Genomic DNA, 17523 nt, shown 5'->3' with positions numbered 1-17523 from the left:
GGCGTGCCGCCGAGGAGGCCGCCCGCGCCGAGGCCGCGCGTCAGGCAGAGGCCGCGCGTCAGGCGGAGGCGGCCGCCGCCCGTCCCGGCCGCGGCACGGCGGCCCCCACCGCGCCGAAGGGCTCCTACCAGAGCTACGCGCTGCAGAAGCTGGGCGGCGACAGCTCCCAGTTCTCCTGCCTCGAGAAGCTCTGGGGCAAGGAGAGTGGCTGGAACCCCAACGCGCAGAACCCCAGCAGCACCGCGTACGGCATCGCGCAGTTCCTCGACAGCACCTGGGCCGGCACCGGGATCGCCAAGACGTCGGACGGCTACCGGCAGATCGACGCCGGCCTGACCTACATCGAGAAGCGCTTCGGCTCGCCCTGCGGCGCCTGGGCGCACTCGCAGGCCAAGGGCTGGTACTGAGCCGATCGTCCGGGCGACAGCCCGGCTGACCGGACCGCGACACGAGTGAGGCCCCGCCCGATCCGGGCGGGGCCTCACTCGTGCCCCGGACGGTCGATGCCAGGACGAGGGTGCCGAGCCAGGACGTACGGTCCAGGCATGTCCGGTGACCTGCGCGCCACCTGGGATGCCGAGGCCGCCACGTTCGACGACGAGCCGGACCACGGACTCCTCGACCCGCCGGTCCGGGCGGCCTGGCAGCAGGTGCTCGTCGGGGTCCTGCCTCCTCCACCCGCGCGGATCCTCGACCTCGGTTGCGGTACCGGCTCGGTATCGGTGCTCCTGGCCGAGCTGGGACACCGCGTCACCGGCGTCGACCTGTCGCCGCGCATGGTCGAGCGGGCGACCGCCAAGGCTCGGCGCCACTCGGTCGAGATCGACCTGCGCATCGGGGACGCAGCGCACCCGCCGGTGGAGGGCACTTTCGACGTCGTGCTGACCCGGCACCTGCTGTGGGCCCTCCCGGACCCCCGGGCCGCCCTCGCCCGCTGGTTCGACCTGGTGAGCCACGCGGGCGACTCGTCCTCGTCGAAGGGCGCTGGCACACCGGCGGAGGGCTGGCCGCGGGGGAGGTGACCGCACTCGTGGAGCAGCACGGCGCACGCACGAACGTGCGGGTCCTGGACGACGCCGCGCTGTGGGGCGGCGCCGTCACGGACGAGCGCTACCTGGTGCTCGCGACCCGCTGACGACCATCGACCGCACCGGCTCCCCTCGGCCGGTAGGGGCGGCCGTGACCGCACCCCTCGGACGTCGCGGGCCGACGGCGGGGTTCAGCCGAGCAGGCCCGCCTGCGCCTTGGCCGTCAGAGCGGTCCGGACGGCGGCGTCCACCACGGCGGCGAACGCCGGGTCGGAGGCGTCGCGCGCGACCACGGCCTCGAGCATGCCCGGGAAGGTCGGCGGGGCGACGGTGAGGACCAGGGTGCCGCCGGCCTCCAGGAACCGCACCGCCCGCTCGCCCCCCGGCACCCGCTGCACCGCGGCGGCGTTGCCGAGGTCGTCGGAGATGACCGGCCCGGCGAAGCCCAGCCGGTCGCGCAGCACGTCGCGGATGACCACCGACGAGAAGGCCGCCTGCTCGGCCGGGTCGATCAGCGGGTACGTGGCCGACGACATCATGACCATCGGGTGCGCCGAGACCTGGGACAAGGTCTCCGCGAAGGCGGTGACCTGGTCGTCCCCGACCACGGTCACCGGATCGACGACGTCCGCGGTGTCGTCGGTATTGCCGCGCACCCTCCCGAGACCCGGGAAGTGCTTGAGCGTGGACGTCACCTGCGCTGCGGCCAGCGCATCGACGACCGCGGCGGCGGCCGGCACGACCTCCGCGCCGGTGCTGCCGTACTGCCGGTCGTAGTGACCGATCGGGCCGTTGGTGCTCTCGGTCCCGGCCGGGACGACGTCCACCACCGGGGCCAGGTTCAGGTTGACGCCGGCGTCCCGCAGTTGGCTCCCCAGCCTGCCGGCGAGGCCGGCCAGCTGCCCGGGCGGCAGGTCGCCCTGCTCCGTGGCGGGGGGAAAGCGCTCGAAACCCTCGCCCTTGAGGGTCTGCACGCTGCCGCCCTCCTGGTCCGCGGCGATCCACAGGCCGGGGCCGTCCTGCTGGTCCTGCCAGCCCGCCGTGAGCCGGGCCAGTTCGGCCGCCGAGTCGGTGGGCCGCCCGGCCAGGAACACTCCGCCGACGCCGTCGGCGACCAGGCCGGCTCCGGCATCGAGCTCGTCCGCGGGCACCCCCACCACGAACAACTGCGCGATCTGAGCGCGTCGGTCGAGTTCCGCCAGGGCCGCCGTGACGCGGGCGTCGGCGTCCGACGGAGGTGTGGGGGCCTCGGGGCCGCCGGTCGGCGCCGGAGCGGATGAGGTGGCGGTCGAGTCCGGGGCGGCGCCCGGGCGCGATCCCGACTCGCTGCCGCACGCCGCCAGACCGCAGGCGAGCATCGCCAGGGCGGCGGTCGCGCGGACGGCGGTCAGACGCATGGCTCTCCTCGGGACACCTCCCGCAGGAGATCGCTGGACGTGCGGCCCGCAGGCGGGGCCGGGAGCCAGTCTGCCGTCCCGGTCGCCGTGGCGTCGGCCTCCGGCGTGGTGTCGCGGCCGGTCCCCCCTACGACCGGCCGCGCCGCCTCGCCCCGCGACCGGCCCCGGCATAGCGTCCGGAGCATGAGCGACGAGCAGCCTCCACCGGACCCGGCCGCGCAGGGCGGCGGCATCGTGGGCCGGTCGATCGACGAGTTCGTGCAGCAGCTCCGCGGGTTCACCGACCGCGCCCGGTCCCTGGCCGGCTCCGTGCCGTCCAAGCTGTCCCTGCCCGCCCTGCCGAGTCCGCCCGGCGCCATGTCCGCGGCCCAGCTGCGTGCCGTCGCCGAGATGGTCGCCGCACAGCGGGCCTCGATCGCGGCCATGCGCGCGCAGCTGGACGCCTTCGACCAGCAGCTGGCCGTCTTCGAGCGGATCATCGACCCGCTGGTCGAGTGGAGCTCCACGTGGGCGCGACTGGAGGAGGCCGTCGGGGACTTCGTCCGGCGCGACGGTCCGGCCGGCGAGCAGCCGGCTCAGTAGCCGTCGTCCTCGTCGTCGTCCCGCGGACGGCGGCGCAGGATCCCGGTGACGGAGCCGACCCGGTTCTGCGCGACCCGGAGTCCGTGGACCAGCGGGACGAGGTCCTCCTGGATCCGCCGCAGCGTGTCCGGCACGGTGTCGACGGCCGGGTCGTCGAGCACCCGGCCGACCCGCTCGATACCCGGCTTGAGTGCCCGGACCGGCTCCTCCAGCTCGTCGAGGAGGACCTCCAGACGGCCGGCGATCCGCTGCGCCGAGGCGATGGTCGCGTGGGCCATCGTCGTGGCCTCGGTCAGTTCCCGGACGGTGCCGTTGAGCTCGCTCAGGGTGCGGGGCAGCTGGGCGAGCGCCTCGGTCTGGGTCTGGAGCAGGGCCAGCAGCTCGCCGAAGCCAGGGATGCGCGGCAGGCCGAGACCGCGGAAGGGATCCACGCCCGTCACCGTCCGCGAGCGGGATCGGTCGCGCAACCGGGGCGCCCGGCCGGGGTCACTCGGGACGCATCTCCCCGGTGGCCACGAACCGCGCGGCGACGTCGCGCACCTTCGTGTTGGTCTCCATCGACACGCGGGTCAGCGCCTGGAAGGCCTGGTCGGGCGTCAGCTTGAAGCGCTCCATGAGGACGCCCTTGGCCTGGTCGATGACAGCCCGCGAGTCGAGGGCGGCGGACAGGTGCTCGGCGCGTTCCACCGCCGCTTCGTACAGGTACATGTTGGAGACGGGCACGACGGCGTAGGAGGCGAACCGCGTCAGCAGGTCGCGGATCCCGTCGTCGGCGGCGGTGAGTTCCGGGGCATACACGTTCATCGCGCCGGCGACGCGCTCCTGGACCGGCAGGGGGAAGGACAGCACGGTGTCGCAGCCGGCACGGGCGGCCTCGGCGGAGAACTCCGGCCACTGGCGGTCGCTGCGGGTGTCGCGGATCTCCGAGGGCCGCCCGGTGGTGGCCGCGCTCAGGCACGGTCCGGAGCCCAGCCGGTACTGCACCTGGTCCAGGTCGAACGCCAGGTCGCCGCTGGAGGCAACGGTGCTGGGCCGGTCGCCGAGGACGATCGTCACCGAGGTGATCGGCTCACCGGGGAGGACCCGGGCGGCCAGTCGGGTGACCGTGTGGACGACCGACTCGAGCGAGTGCTCGGCGAAGGACAGCCGACCCAGCTCGTCGAAGGCCGACTGGACGGCGACGGCGCGCTGCGCGTCGGCGTCGGAGGAAGTCACGTGCTGCTCCGTGTCGGCTCGCACCGCTGAACACCTGCCGGCGGTGGTAGGCACCGGGAAATCGAGGCCTCCGATGGAGGGGATTCCTCCGTGCGCCGGCTGTCTGACGCTGTGGATCAGCATAGTAGGACCGGCCGGGGAGGGCTCGTGCGCCGGTCGTGGCGTCGGCCACCCAGCGGGTCGTCGAGGACCGGGTCAGGCCTCGGCGACGACGAGCGGCTCGGCGAACGTGACCGGTGCGACCTCGTCGAGCCCGAGGAGTCGCCACGCCCGCCGGAGCAGGGCCGAGGCACCCCGGAACTCCAGCGGCGCCCCGCCGGCCGGGTGCGCCGCCGCCCAGCCGGCCAGTGCCCGGCAGCCCGCCACGTCGACGAACTCCAGATCGGTCAGGTCGAGCACGGCCACGGAGCCGCGCGGGGTGCTCGCCAGGAGTGCGGCGAGCCTGTCGGCGCTGAAGGTGTCGACGCTCCCGGCCAGGGCGAGGCGGTCGTCGTCGAAGAACAGCTGGAACGGGGTCAGGTGGGAGGGGCCGTGCACCAGCGGGTGGACGGCGAGGACGTTCCCGAGGACCGCCGCGGGCAGGTCACCCCGGTAGGCACACATCGCCGACATGCCCGAACCCGACGCCATGAGCTCGTCGGCGACCTGCTCCCAGCGCACCAGCTCGTCCCGGTGCTCCGGCGCGGCGGCCAGCTCGGAGAGGTCCGCGACGACGCGCAGACCCCGGTAGCCGTCGGCCAGCGCCCGGTTCGTGGCCGCGTCGTAGAACGCGCGCTGGCGGTCCGCGGCGAGCGGCCCGGCAGCCGCGTAGGCCTCGGCGACGGTCATGGTCTCCAGGACCCCGCCGGCCCGCAGCCCGGCCACGTCCCCGAGATGGGCGTCCGCGCCGTCGAGGGTGGCGATGGCGCGCGCGCCCACGCACAGCAGGCGTTCCCCGTGGGCCAGCCCACCGGCCAGGAACTCCCGGACGGCGGCGTCGAACGCCTCGTCGTCGTCGTGCACCCAGCACAGGTGGTCGGCGGAGCCCGCCCCGGGGGGCTCCGTCACCGAACCATGCGATCGCACCTCCGGAGCGTAAGCCGAACCGGCCGTCCGGAACAGGGGCACGGGAAGAACTCCGCGCGACCTCAGAGTGCCCGGAGGATGTCCTCGACCCTCTCCCGCGCGTCCCCGAACAGCATGCGGCTGTTCTCGCGGAAGAACAGCGGGTTCTGCACGCCCGCGTAACCGGTGTTCATCGACCGCTTGAAGACCACGACGCGCTCGGCCTCCCACACCCGCAGCACCGGCATCCCGGCGATCGGGCTGGCGGGGTCCTCCGAGGCGGCCGGGTTGACGGTGTCGTTGGCGCCGATCACGAGGACGACGGAGGTGTCCGCCAGGTCGTCGTTGATCTCGTCCATCTCCAGGACCACGTCGTAGGGCACCTTGGCCTCGGCCAGGAGCACGTTCATGTGGCCGGGCAGCCGCCCGGCGACCGGGTGGATGCCGAAGCGCACCTCGACTCCGCGCTCGGTGAGCTTGCGGGTGAGCTCGGCCACCGTGCCCTGGGCCTGCGCCACCGCCATGCCGTACCCGGGCGTGATGACGACGGACTTCGCGTCGCGCAGCAGCTCCGCGGTCTCCTCGGCGCTGATCTCGGTGTGCTCGCCGTAGTCGACATCGGAGGCCGCGGCGCTGCCCTCGTTGCCGAAGCCGCCGGCGATGACCGAGATGAAGGACCGGTTCATGGCCTTGCACATGATGTAGGAGAGGTACGCACCCGAGGCGCCGACCAGCGCACCGGTGATGATCAGCAGGTCGTTGCCGAGCAGGAACCCGGCGGCGGCCGCGGCCCAGCCCGAGTAGCTGTTGAGCATAGAGACGACGACCGGCATGTCGCCGCCGCCGATCGACGCGACCAGGTGCCAGCCCAGGGCCAGGGCGAGCACGGTGAGCACCGCGAGGACGGGCAGGTTGGGCTCGACCACGAAGACCACCGTCAGGGCGGCGAACGCCGCGAGCGCCCCGAGGTTGAGCCAGTTCTTGCCCGGCAGCACCAGAGGGTTGCTCTTGATCCGGGCCGACAGCTTGAGGAACGCGACGATCGAGCCGGTGAAGGTGACCGCGCCGATGAAGACGCCGATCGCCACCTCGCCGGAGTGGATGCCCAGCAGGTCTGCGGCGACCTCGGTCTGGTTCTCCAGGTCGGCCTCGACCGTCAGGTAGCCGTTCCAGCCGACGAGCACGGCGGCCAGGCCGACGAAGCTGTGCAGCAGCGCGATGAGCTCGGGCATGCCGGTCATCTCGACCCTGGCCGCCCGCCACAGGCCGATCACGGCACCGATGACCACCGCGACGACCAGCAGGATCGCGCCGGTGGAGGAGATGCCGTGGTCGACGGCGAGGGCGATCGTGGCGGCCAGCGCGATGGCCATGCCGGCGATCCCGTAGCTGTTGCCCGCCTTGGCGGTCTCGTGCTTGGAGAGTCCCGCGAGGCTGAGGATGAACAGCAGCGCGGCGACGATGTAGGCCGCGGAGGCGGCACCGGTGGCGGTCATCGGGCGGCGCCCTTCACGCTCGGGCCGCGCGAGAACATGCTCAGCATGCGGCGGGTGACGGCGAAGCCGCCGAAGACGTTGATGCTCGCGACGAGGACCGCCACGAACGCCAGCGCGGTCACCAGGGCGTCGTCGTGCCCGATCTGCAGCAGGGCGCCGACGACGATGATCCCGGAGATCGCGTTGGTGACGCTCATCAGCGGCGTGTGCAGCGCGTGGTGCACCCCGCTGATGACGTAGAAGCCGACGACCACGGCGAGCGCGAACACGGTGAAGTGCTGCACCAGCTCGCTGGGGGAGAAGGCGGTGAGCATGAACAGCGCGGCCGCGGCCGCGCCCACGAGGGCGAACCGTCGGCCGGGAGCGGGGGTCTTCTCCGGTACCGCGGGGGCGGCGGCCGTCGCCCCCGCGGGCGGACCGGACGGCGCCGGTGCCGCGGCGGAGACCTGCACCGGTGGTGGTGGCCAGGTCTTCTCGCCCTCGCGCACGACCGTCATCGACCGCTGGACGACGTCCTCGAAGTCCAGGACCAGCCGGCCGTCCTTCTCCGGCGTGAGCAGCTTGAGCAGGTTGACCAGGTTGGTGCCGTAGAGCTGCGAGGCCTGGGCCGGCAGCCGGGCGGGCAGGTCGGTGTAGCCGATGATCGAGACGCCGTTGCCGGTCACCACGATCTCGTCGGGCACCGAGCCCGCCACGTTGCCGCCCTGGGCGGCGGCCATGTCCACGATCACGCTGCCCGAGCGCATCGAGGCCACCATCTCCTCGGTGATCAGCCGCGGCGCGGGGCGGCCGGGGATCAGCGCGGTGGTGATGATGATGTCGACGTCCTTCGCCTGCTCCGCGTACATCTCGGCCGCGCGGCGGTTGAAGTCCTCGCCCATCTCGCGGGCGTAGCCGTCCGTGCTCTTCGCTGACTGGCCCCCCTCCTCATCACCGGCCTTCACGGCGACGTACTCGCCGCCGAGGGAGCGCACCTGCTCGGCGACCTCGGGGCGGACGTCGGTCGCGCGCACGATCGCGCCGAGGCTGCTGGCCGCCCCGATGGCCGCGAGGCCGGCGACCCCGGCGCCGGCGACCAGCACCTTGGCCGGGGGCACCTTGCCGGCGGCGGTGACCTGACCGGTGAAGAAGCGACCGAAGACGTGCGCGGCCTCGACGACGGCCCGGTACCCGGCGATGTTCGCCATGGAGCTGAGCACGTCGAGCGACTGCGCGCGGGAGATGCGCGGGACGGCGTCCATCGCGAGCACCGTGATCGGGCGGGCCGCGAGGGCGTCCACGAGCTCGGGGTTGAGCGCCGGGCTGAGCAGGCTGATCAGCGTGGCGCCGTCCCGGAGCCGGCCGATCTCGTCGGTGGCGGGGGCGTTGACGCGGATCACCACGTCGGACTGCCACGCCTCGTCGGCGCTGCCGATCCGGGCGCCCGCGGTGGCGTAGGCGTCGTCCGGGAAGCTGCTGGCCTCGCCGGCCCCGGTCTCGACGACGACGTCGTAGCCGAGGGCGACCAGCTGCTCCACCGTCTTCGGGGTCGCGGCCACCCGCGTCTCGCGGGGACGTGTCTCGCGCGGCACTCCGATGTGCAACGTGGCTCCGATCATCGGGACCGGCGGCGGGCGCCGGTCACCAGGTGTGGGGTCGAACGCGTGCTCGGTGATCCGGGAGGATCATGCCTGGGCAACGACGGAGTGCCTTCCCGGGGCCCGCCGATGTGATGACTCCCACGTCCGGGAGGGTGAACGTCAGGCCAGCCCGTTCACCGAGACTCCCGCGGCCTGCAGCTCCTCGATCCCGGTCATCGCGGTGGTGTCGGACTCGTCCAGGCCGAGGTTCACCAGCGTGCTCACCCGCAGCAGCGGCGTGAGATCGGTAACGGGGTTCGCGCCGAGCTGGAGCTGCTGCAGCAGGGGCGCGTCGGCCAGCCCGCCGATCCCGGCCACCTGGTTGCCGAACAGGTCGAGGATCAGCAGGGTCGGGATCGTGCCCAGTGGCGACGGGTCGACGATCCGGTTCCGGCCCAGGTCGAGCGTGTCGAGGCTGCGCAGCCCGGACAGGGGCGTGACGTCGGTGATCGCGTTGCTGCTCAGATCCAGCCGGCTCAGCCCGTCGAGCCCGGCCAGCGCGGAGATGTCCGTGACCTGCGCGGCGGCCACTCCGAGAGCCCGGAGCGTCGTGGTGCCCTCGAGCGGCGAGAGGTCGGCGATCGGGTTCTGGGACAGCCCGAGGTCGAACAGCTCGAGCCCCTCGAGCGGGGCGAGGTCGCTGACCGCGTTGTCGGTCAGGGTCAGGGTCCCGAGCCGGGGCAGCTCCGCCAGCGGCGAGAGGTCGGTGATCTCGTTGCGGGGGAGCCCCAGCTCGAACATGCCGGTCAGCCGCTGCACGCCGTCCAGCGAGCGGATCGGCTCGGCGGAGTCGGCGCCGTCGCAGTGCAGCTGCTCGATCGCGGCGAGGTCGCGGTCGGCGAAGCGCTCGGTCGTCCGGGGCAGGCCGGCGGTGGCCGCCACGCAGGCGGCGAGCGTGTCGTCGGGGAAGGAGTGCACCGGCTCGGCGTCCGCGCCGGCGCAGGCCGGGACGCCGACGGCCAGGGCGAGCAGGGCCAGGGCCACGACGGGGGCCGCGGGCCGGGACGGGGATCGGGACGGGGCGATGTCGGCACCTCCTCGCCCGCAGGCTAGTCAGCGGGCCCCGGCCGGACGTCCCGCGAGCTGGCGCGGGCCGCTCACTCCAAGGGGGGACGGCAGCCGGTTCGGCTCAAAGAGCGGGCTCCGGGACGCCGAAACAGTCGGTGACGCGCCGACCGGCGCTGTGCCGTGCTGGAGGAGGGAGGTCGGTGTGACCGCCGCGAAGCTGTCGGACGACCACGTCCCACCGGAGATCGTCTCCTCGATCTTCTACACCGCCTCGGTCAGCGATTCGATGGCGTTGCTCGTCGCCGAGACGCAGGGCCGCACCCAGCGCTTCTCCTGGGGCAACGAGGGCGCGGTCCAGCTGCTGGGCTACGGCCTCGAGGACCTGCGCGCGATGCCGGTGGAGCAGCTGTTCCCGAGCCTGGGCGGGGGAGAGCTGAAGCTCCTGCTCCGCCGCGAGCGCGCCGCCCGCCGGACGCTGGCGGTCCGCACGGCCAGCGGCGCGATGCTCGAGACCTCCGTCCTCACCACGCCGTCGCCCGGCGGCCGGCGCTGGACTTTGTCGCTGCGCGCTGCCGACAGCGAGCAGGAGCGTGCCCTGCGCGCGACCGCGGACGCGCACGAGCGCCGCTTCTCGGCGCTGACCGAGCGCTCCCCGGTCCCCACCCTGCTCTCGGAGCAGGGCATGCGCCTGGCGCACGTCAACGACGCCTTCTGCACCCTCGTCGGCCGGCGGGCCGAGCAACTGCTCGGTACCGGCTGGATCGACACGGTGCACGGCGACGACCTCGACGCGGTGATCGAGCAGGTGTCGGAGGCGCTGGACGGCGGCGAGGTGGAGGTCCAGGCGCGCCTGGTCCGCGACGACGCCTCGGTCCGGACGACGGTGATCCGCTTCGCCCACCTGTTCACCCCCGGCGTGGGCGCCGGCTTCGTCGCCACCATCGAGGACATCACCGACCGGCTCGCGTTCGAGGCGCAGCTGGCCCACCAGGCCAACCACGACCCGCTCACCGAGCTGCCGAACCGGACGCTGCTGGCCCAGTACGTGGCCGAGCGGTTCCGTCCCGGCACCGGGGGGCTGGCCTGCCTCTTTCTCGACCTGGACAACTTCAAGGTCGTCAACGACTCCCTCGGGCACACCGCCGGCGACGAGCTGCTCGTCGAGGTCGCGGCCCGCCTGCGGGCGACGGTCCGCCCCGGTGACCTGGTGGCCCGCTTCGGCGGCGACGAGTTCGTCGTCGTCTGCGAGCAGGTCGACGAGGAGGCCGCAGTCGCCCTCGCCGAGCGCATCACGGCGGCGCTGGCCCGCCCGATGCGCCTGGGTGGGGTGGACGTGCGTCCCCACGCCAGCGTCGGCGTCACGGTGCAGACCGCCGAGCACGAGGCCGCGGAGGAGCTGATCCGCGACTGCGACATCGCCATGTACCAGGCCAAGGCCAGCGGCAAGGGCCGGATCACCGTCCTCGACCAGGAGGCGCGCGCCCAGGCCCGCGACAAGCTCCGGCTGGTCGCCGAGCTGCGCGACGCCATCGACAACCGCGAGATCAGCCTGCTCTACCAGCCCATCTTCAGCACCGCGGACGGGACCCCGGTCGCCGTCGAGTCGCTGGCCCGGTGGGAGCACCCCGAGCGTGGCCCGATCAGCCCCACGGTCTTCGTGCCGCTGGCCGAGGAGAGCGGCCTGATCGCCGGCCTCGGCCTGTTCGTGCTGGACGAGACGTGCCGTCAGCTGGCCGACTGGGACCGGCTGATGGGCTACGCCGCGCCGCCGCGGGCGAACGTCAACGTCTCTGCTCTCCAGCTCGACGGCAACCTCCCCGAGCAGGTGGCCGCCGCGCTGCAGCGCCACGGACTCGAGCCGGCCCGGATCTCCATCGAGATCACGGAGTCCGCGCTGATGAAGGACCCCGCCATGGCCCGCGAGGTGCTGCAGCAGCTGCGCGACGTGGGGGTCGACCTGGCCATCGACGACTTCGGCACCGGCTACTCGTCGCTGGCCTACCTCCGGCACCTGCCGGTCGACTGCCTCAAGGTCGACCGGTCGTTCGTGGCCGAGCTCAGCGCCGGGCACAGCGAGATCGCCTCCGCGGTCATCGCCCTGGCCCGCAACCTCAACCTCAGCACCGTCGCCGAGGGGGTCGAGACCGTGGAGCAGGCCGAGGAGCTCGGCCGGCTCGGTGCCACCTACCTGCAGGGCTTCAGCCTCGCCGAACCCATGACCGGGGGGCACACGGCCGCCTGGTTCGCCGCCCACGGGGAGACCGCACCGTGACCGTCACACCGTTCCCTGGCACCGAGCTCGCCACGGTGCCGCACTTCGACGTGGAGACGATCCTCGCCAGCATCGACCACATGGCCGTGCAGAAGCCGGTCGCCGCGCAGCTGGTCTCCGTCGCGAACTCCGAGGACACCAGTGCCAAGGAGCTCTCGCGCATCCTCGCCTCCGACGTCGCCCTCGCCGGCCGGGTGATGAAGCTGGCCAACTCGGCCTACTTCGGCATGCGCGGGCGGGTGACCTCGCTCCAGTTCGCGGTGACCGTCGTCGGCTTCACCACGGTGCGCACGATGGCCACGGTCGCCCTCACCGACCTCGACGACGAGTCGCGGCTGCCCGAGGACTTCTGGGACTTCACCACCCACCTGGCGCTGTCGGCCTCGGCGCTGGCACCGCGCTTCGGCGAGCGGCCGCAGGACGCGCTGTGCCTGGGGCTGCTGGCCCAACTGGGTGCCGCGCTGCTGTTCCACAACGACCACGAGGGCTACACCGAGCTCGTGACGGCCGAGCCGACCTTCCGCGGGCGCAGGGCGGCCGAGACCCGGCGCTACGGGATCGACAGCCTGCGGCTGACCGCGGTCGCGCTGGAGCAGTGGGCGTTCCCGCAGCCCATGACCCTGCCGCTGAAGTACGTCGACGACCTCCGCGCGATGGAGGGGGCGCTGCTGAGGTCCTGCTTCGAGATCGCGGGGCGGCTCACCACCGAGGAGTACGAGACGGAGCCCATCGTCCGCGTCAGCTGCGGGCAGCTCCGCGAGGACGACGTGGTGCCGGTGCTCGACGTCGTCCGCGCCGACGCAGCCGAACTGCGCCGGGCCATGCTCGGCACCGAGTAGGGGACTTCCTGCACCGGACGTCCGGACCGGACGCGGCAGAGCCCCGCCCCCCCCGGAAGGGGAGCGGGGCTCCGTCGTACCTCGTTCAGGCGTACGGGGCGCCCAGCGGGTCCACCGTCGGGTAGCTGCCGACCTTCGCCGCCAGCCGGTCGGCGGCGAAGTCGCCGTCGCCCAGCAGGTGGTCGATGGCGGTGAGCCGGCTGGTGTAGTGACCGACCTTGTACTCGGCGGTCACGCCGATGCCACCGTGCAGCTGGATGGCGTCCTTGCCGATGTGCCGGCCGGTGCGGCTGGTGAGCAGCCGGGCCCGGTCGGCGGCGGTGACGACGTCGCCGTCGGAGAGCTGCACCACCGACGCCCACAGCGCGATGCTGCGGGCCAGCTCCAGGGACACGTACATGTCCGCGGCGCGGAAGTTGAGCGCCTGGAACTTGTTGAGCGTGACGCCGAACTGCTTGCGCGTCTTCAGGTACTCGACGGTGGTGCGGAGTGCCGTGTCCATGGCGCCGACGGCCTCGTGGCTGTAGGCGATCCGGGTCACGGCCAGCGCACGCTCGATGGCCTCGGTCCGGTCGCCGCCGGTGCCCAGCTGGGTGGCCGGGGTGCCGTCGAAGCGGACGTTCGCCGAGCGGGTGCCGTCGTGGTTGCGGTAGCCGGTGCGGCTGAGGCCGGACGCGTCGCCGGTCACGACGAACAGCCCGGTGCCGCCGCCGGGGAGCGCGGCCGAGACGACGAGGACGTCGGCGCGGGCGCCGTGCGGCACCGGCTCCTTGACGCCGCTCAGCGTCCAGCTGCCGCCGTTCTCGGTGGCGGTGACCGCCGAGGCGGTGGGCACCCAGCGCGCGCCGATCTCGGCGTGCGCGAAGGTCGGCACCGAGGTGCCGCCGGCGATGGCCCCGAGGAGCTCGCCCTTCTGCTCGTCGGTGCCGACGGCGTCGATCAGCCCGCCGGCCAGGACGACCGCCTCGATGAACGGCTCGGGTGCCAGGACCCGCCCGATCTCCTCGGCGACGATCGCCACCTCGACCGGACCCGCGTCCATGCCGCCGTGCTCCTCGGCGAAGGGCAGACCCAGCAGGCCCATCTCGGCAAGCTGCGTCCAGACCTTCTCGTCGAAGCCCGGGTCGTTCTTGGTGACCTTGCGGCGCACCTCGCTGTCGCCGTAGGCGCGCGCCAGCAGCGCCGCGACGGCCTCGCGCAGGTCGTTCTGCTCGCTGTCGTAGGTGAAGTCCATGGCTATCTCACAACCCCAGGATCGTGCCGCTGATGATGACGCGCTGCACCTCGTTGGAGCCTCCGTAGATGGAGACCTTCCGGTAGTTGAGGTACTCGGGGGCTGCGACCCGGGCCCAGTCGGGCACGTCGGAACCCTCCTCGCCGAACGAGGCCACCGACAGCGGGCCGGCGATGTCGACGATCAGCTCGGTCACCTCCTGCTGCAGGACCGAGCCCTTGAGCTTGAGCACCGAGGACGCGGGGTGCGGCTTGCCGTCGGCCGAGTTCGCGACCACGCGCAGCGCGGTCAGCTCCAGGGCGACGAGCTCGTTCTCGATCTCGGCGATGCGGGAGGAGTAGCGCGGGTCCTCCAGCAGCGGCCGGCCGTTGTAGGTGGTCTCGCGAGCGAGCTCCTTGGCCAGCGCGAGCATGCCCTTGGTACCGCCGACGCGGGCGATGCCGACGCGCTCGTTGCCGAGCAGGAACTTGGCCTGGTCCCAGCCCTTGTTGACCTCGCCGATGAGGTTCTCCGACGGGACGCGGACGTCCTCGAAGAAGACCTCGTTGACCTCGAAGCCGCCGTCGAGCAGCTCGATCGGGCGCAGGGTCACGCCCGGGGTGTCCATCGGGAAGACCAGCATCGAGATGCCGCGCTGCTTCTTCTCCGCCGTCGGGTCCGTGCGGCACAGGCAGAAGATCCAGTCGGCGTACTGCCCCATGGTCGTCCAGGTCTTCTGGCCGTTGACGACCCACTCGTCGCCGTCCTGGACGGCGGTGGTGCGCAGCGAGGCCAGGTCGGAGCCGGCGTCGGGCTCGGAGAAGCCCTGGCACCACCAGATGTCGAGGTTGGCCGTCTTCGCCAGGAAGCGGTCCTTCTGCTCCTGGCTGCCGAACTGGGCCAGCACCGGGCCGATCATGCTGGTGTTGAACGCCAGCGGCTCGGGCACGTGGGCCAGCTGCATCTCCTCGCGCCAGATGTGGCGCTGCAGCGGCGTCCAGTCGCGGCCGCCGTACTCGACCGGCCAGTGCGGCACGGCCAGCCCGGCAGCGTTCAGGATCTGCTGGGTGGTGACGAAGTCGTCCTTGCCGGCGTGGCGGCGCGCGGCCACCTTGTCACGGATCTCCTGCGGCACCTGGGTGGTGAAGAAGGTCCGCATCTCCTCCCGGAATGCCTGCATCTCCGGGGACAGCTGCAGCTGCATCGGTCCTCATTCCTGACCGCAGTCGCGCTGCGGTCTCGACGTGTAGGTGCGACGATCCCACATCCTCGAACGGCATTCGGTTCGCCCCTCCCGTTACGGACCTGCTCCACGGGGCAAGCTCGCGGGGTGCCCGCCCTGTCCTCCCGCACCCTTCCCCTGCTGAGCGCCTCGGTCTCCACGCCCGGCTACGACCGCGGGAAGGTCCGGGTCGGCATCGTGCACCTGGGCGTCGGGGGCTTCCACCGCTCGCACCAGGCGATGTACCTCGACCGGCTCATGGAGGACGGCCGGGCGCTGGACTGGGGGATCTGCGGCGTCGGCGTCCTGCCGGGTGACCGGCGGATGGCCGAGGTGATGGCGGCGCAGGACTGCCTCTACACGCTGGTCGTCACCCATCCCGACGGGTTCCTCTCCGCCCGGGTGGTCGGCTCCGTCGTCGAGTACCTGCTCGCTCCCGACGACCCCGAGGCCGTCGTCGAGCGGATGGCCGACCCCGCCGTCCGCATCGTGTCGCTGACCGTGACCGAGGGCGGCTACAACGTCTCGCCGGTCACCGGCGCGTTCGAGGGCGCCGATCCCGGGATCGTCGCGGACCTGCGGCCCGGGGCGGTGCCACGGACCAGCTTCGGTCTGGTCACCGAGGCGCTGGTGCGCCGGAGGCGGCGGGGCATCGCGCCGTTCACCGTCATGTCCTGCGACAACATCCCCGGCAACGGCGAGGTGGCCCGCCGGAGCTTCGCCGCCTTCGCGGGCCTGCGGGATCCCGGGCTGGGGCAGTGGGTCGACCGCGAAGTGGCGTTCCCGAACTCGATGGTCGACCGGATCACCCCGGCCACCACCGACGTGCACCGCACCGAGCTGCGCCGGCGGTTCGGCGTGGCCGACGGCTGGCCGGTGGTCTGCGAGCCCTGGACGCAGTGGGTCCTCGAGGACCGGTTCGCCTGCGGACGGCCTCCGCTCGAGGAAGCCGGCGTGCAGGTCGTCGAGGACGTCGAGCCCTACGAGCTGATGAAGCTGCGGCTGCTCAACGGCAGCCACCAGGCGATGGGCTACCTGGGCACGCTCGCGGGCTACACCTTCATGCACGACGTCTGCCAGGACCCGTTGTTCCGCCGGTTCCTGCACGGCTACCTGGACCGCGAGGCGACGCCCACCCTGGCCCCGGTGCCCGGCATCGACCTGGACTCGTACAAGGCCGACCTGATCGGCCGGTTCTCCAACCCGAACATGCGCGACACGCTCGCCCGGCTGTGCGCGGAGAGCTCCGACCGGATCCCGAAGTTCCTGCTGCCGGTGCTGCGCGCCAACCTCGCGTCCGGCGGCGAGATCGGCTGCTCGGTGGCCGTGCTGGCCGGCTGGGCGCGGTACGCGGAAGGGATCGGTGAGGACGGCGCGCCGATCGAGGTGGTCGACCCGCTGCGGGACCGGCTCGCGGCCGCCGCCCGACGGCAGGACGAGGACCCGCTGGCGTTCGTCTCCGACCGGGAGCTGTTCGGGGACCTCGTCGACGACACCCGGTTCGCCGACACCTACCGCCGGACCCTCGGCCTGGTGCGCGGCCAGGGGACCCGGGCGGCCCTGGAGCAGGTGCTCAGCGCAGGCGGACGGTGAGGCGCACCCGGACGCCGGAGTCGCCGGCGGTGTAGATGTCGACGTGGTCGCACAGCTGCCGGGCGAGCCACAGGCCCATGCCGCCTCGGGAGAGGTCGTCGCCGTGCGCCGGGCCGTACCCGGCGAACGGGTCGTCCCAGCCGGGGCCGCCGTCGCCGATGGTGCAGACGATGCGGTCCTCGGCCGTCCACAACCGCAGGCTCACGGGGGGCAGGCCGTGCCGCACGGCGTTGGACACCATCTCGTCCACGGCCAGCAGGAAGTCCTCGACGAGGTCGCCGTCGGCGCCGGTGCTGGACAGCTCGCCGGCGACGGCATGCCGGAGGCCCACGAAGTCGGAGACGTCCGGTGCGGCGAGCCGGGGCGGAGTGGCCTCGAGCGGCTCGTCCGGCACCGGCAGGTTGCGCAGGTACTCGGCGGGTTCGACGAAGGCCGGGTTGGCGGCCCGCCCGCCGGGGCCCAGCAGGCACGAGTGGGTGGCGACGGCGGAGTCGAGCAGCGGCGGCGGGAGGCGCTGGGTGTCGAAGACGCACACTCCCCACAGCGGCCAGTCCGCCAGCGCCTCGTTGATCACCGACTCGTAGCGCTGCCACTCCAGCCAGTCCCGCTCCGTGGCGCCGAAGTCGACCTCGCCGACCACGCGGACCCGCTGGACGCCCTCGCCGGAGTACTGCTCGGCGAGCCGGCGGAACGTGGTGATGGCCGTCGGGGTGCGGGACCGGTAGGCGGTGTGCCGGTCCAGCACGTGCAGCAACGGGTGCTCGCCCACCGCCTCCCGCACCAGCCCCGCGACGCGCGGCGTCGTCGCGACGACGGCGGCGTCGCCGCCGGCCAGACCCTCGCGGAGGAACGGTGCCACGACGTGCCGCAGATGGTCGTCGTCCCGGTAGAGGAGCGCATCGTGCGGGAACTCGCGGCCGGTGGACTGGAGACAGCCCGCCAGGCTCGACACACTCACGGATGGAACCCCCGCACACGAGGGGCACGAGCGCCCT

General features: G+C 72.9%; 16 protein-coding genes. 6 read left to right on the top strand and 10 right to left on the bottom strand.

The annotated features are described in order from the left end of the window. A partial coding sequence (locus BN344_RS19720) for an aggregation-promoting factor C-terminal-like domain-containing protein (protein ID WP_155858961.1) occupies window positions 1-407 on the top strand: 407 nt, incomplete at its 5' end. Between the two features lie 138 nt (window positions 408-545). Beyond that, window positions 546-1022, top strand: coding sequence for a class I SAM-dependent methyltransferase (locus tag BN344_RS16230; protein ID WP_197022356.1), 477 nt, complete (start codon window positions 546-548; stop codon window positions 1020-1022). Window positions 1023-1219: 197 nt separating this feature from the next. On the opposite strand, the gene BN344_RS16225 is transcribed toward BN344_RS16230, so the two are convergent. Continuing rightward, window positions 1220-2425: a glycoside hydrolase family 3 N-terminal domain-containing protein gene (locus BN344_RS16225; protein WP_040339579.1), complete on the bottom strand. Its 1206-nt coding sequence runs from the start codon at window positions 2423-2425 to the stop codon at window positions 1220-1222. Between the two features lie 183 nt (window positions 2426-2608). Between BN344_RS16225 and BN344_RS16220 the strand changes: the two genes are divergently transcribed. Further along, the gene (locus tag BN344_RS16220; RefSeq protein ID WP_051516032.1) at window positions 2609-3007 is read left to right on the top strand and encodes a hypothetical protein; all 399 of its coding nucleotides are present in this window, start codon (window positions 2609-2611) and stop codon (window positions 3005-3007) included. Here BN344_RS16220 and BN344_RS16215 read toward each other — a convergent pair. The 6 genes from BN344_RS16215 to BN344_RS16190 form a co-directional block, all read right to left on the bottom strand. After that, complete coding sequence (locus BN344_RS16215) at window positions 3001-3438, bottom strand: hypothetical protein (protein WP_040339578.1); 438 nt, start codon at window positions 3436-3438, stop codon at window positions 3001-3003. The two genes, BN344_RS16220 and BN344_RS16215, sit on opposite strands and share 7 nt — an antisense overlap. A gap of 55 nt (window positions 3439-3493) precedes the next feature. Continuing rightward, a complete protein-coding gene (locus tag BN344_RS16210; RefSeq protein WP_040340029.1) occupies window positions 3494-4222 on the bottom strand; it encodes a GAF and ANTAR domain-containing protein in 729 nt (242 codons plus the stop codon). Window positions 4223-4417: 195 nt separating this feature from the next. Then, window positions 4418-5269, bottom strand: a complete 852-nt coding sequence (locus BN344_RS19215; protein WP_051516031.1) for an MEDS domain-containing protein — start codon at window positions 5267-5269, stop codon at window positions 4418-4420. 80 nt (window positions 5270-5349) lie between these two features. After that, window positions 5350-6762 carry a Re/Si-specific NAD(P)(+) transhydrogenase subunit beta gene (gene pntB / locus BN344_RS16200; protein WP_040339577.1) on the bottom strand — a complete coding sequence of 471 codons (1413 nt, stop codon included), beginning with the start codon at window positions 6760-6762 and terminating at the stop codon, window positions 5350-5352. Beyond that, window positions 6759-8360, bottom strand: a complete 1602-nt coding sequence (locus BN344_RS16195; RefSeq protein WP_269319921.1) for a Re/Si-specific NAD(P)(+) transhydrogenase subunit alpha — start codon at window positions 8358-8360, stop codon at window positions 6759-6761. The genes pntB and BN344_RS16195 overlap by 4 nt, the downstream gene beginning before the upstream one ends. Before the next feature lie 141 nt (window positions 8361-8501). Beyond that, window positions 8502-9365, bottom strand: coding sequence for a leucine-rich repeat domain-containing protein (locus BN344_RS16190; protein ID WP_051516030.1), 864 nt, complete (start codon window positions 9363-9365; stop codon window positions 8502-8504). Between the two features lie 226 nt (window positions 9366-9591). On the opposite strand from BN344_RS16190, the gene BN344_RS16185 reads away from it, so the two are divergent. Together BN344_RS16185 and BN344_RS16180 are read left to right on the top strand one after the other, a co-directional pair. Then, a complete protein-coding gene (locus BN344_RS16185) occupies window positions 9592-11661 on the top strand; it encodes a putative bifunctional diguanylate cyclase/phosphodiesterase (protein ID WP_040339576.1) in 2070 nt (689 codons plus the stop codon). Beyond that, complete coding sequence (locus BN344_RS16180) at window positions 11658-12500, top strand: HDOD domain-containing protein (RefSeq protein ID WP_040339575.1); 843 nt, start codon at window positions 11658-11660, stop codon at window positions 12498-12500. Before BN344_RS16185 ends, BN344_RS16180 begins: the two co-directional genes overlap by 4 nt. Window positions 12501-12585: 85 nt before the next feature. On the opposite strand, the gene BN344_RS16175 is transcribed toward BN344_RS16180, so the two are convergent. Beyond that, entirely contained in the window at window positions 12586-13734 is a 1149-nt protein-coding gene (locus BN344_RS16175) for an acyl-CoA dehydrogenase family protein (RefSeq protein ID WP_040339574.1), read from the bottom strand. A 7-nt stretch (window positions 13735-13741) separates the two neighbouring features. Continuing rightward, complete coding sequence (locus BN344_RS16170; RefSeq protein WP_040339573.1) at window positions 13742-14917, bottom strand: acyl-CoA dehydrogenase family protein; 1176 nt, start codon at window positions 14915-14917, stop codon at window positions 13742-13744. Window positions 14918-15043: 126 nt separating this feature from the next. On the opposite strand from BN344_RS16170, the gene BN344_RS16165 reads away from it, so the two are divergent. Beyond that, window positions 15044-16528 carry a mannitol dehydrogenase family protein gene (locus BN344_RS16165; protein ID WP_040339572.1) on the top strand — a complete coding sequence of 495 codons (1485 nt, stop codon included), beginning with the start codon at window positions 15044-15046 and terminating at the stop codon, window positions 16526-16528. Here the strand turns inward: BN344_RS16165 and BN344_RS16160 are convergent. Further along, the gene (locus BN344_RS16160; RefSeq protein WP_231486928.1) at window positions 16509-17486 is read right to left on the bottom strand and encodes a sensor histidine kinase; all 978 of its coding nucleotides are present in this window, start codon (window positions 17484-17486) and stop codon (window positions 16509-16511) included. The two genes, BN344_RS16165 and BN344_RS16160, sit on opposite strands and share 20 nt — an antisense overlap. Between the last annotated feature and the right edge of the window lie 37 nt (window positions 17487-17523).

The organism is Candidatus Blastococcus massiliensis AP3 (genome assembly GCF_000582785.1).
In the GTDB taxonomy this organism is placed as follows: Bacteria; Actinomycetota; Actinomycetes; order Mycobacteriales; family Geodermatophilaceae; genus Blastococcus; species Blastococcus massiliensis.
Note: the sequence above shows the minus strand (reverse complement) of the source record. Positions and strands in the feature narration are given on the sequence as shown.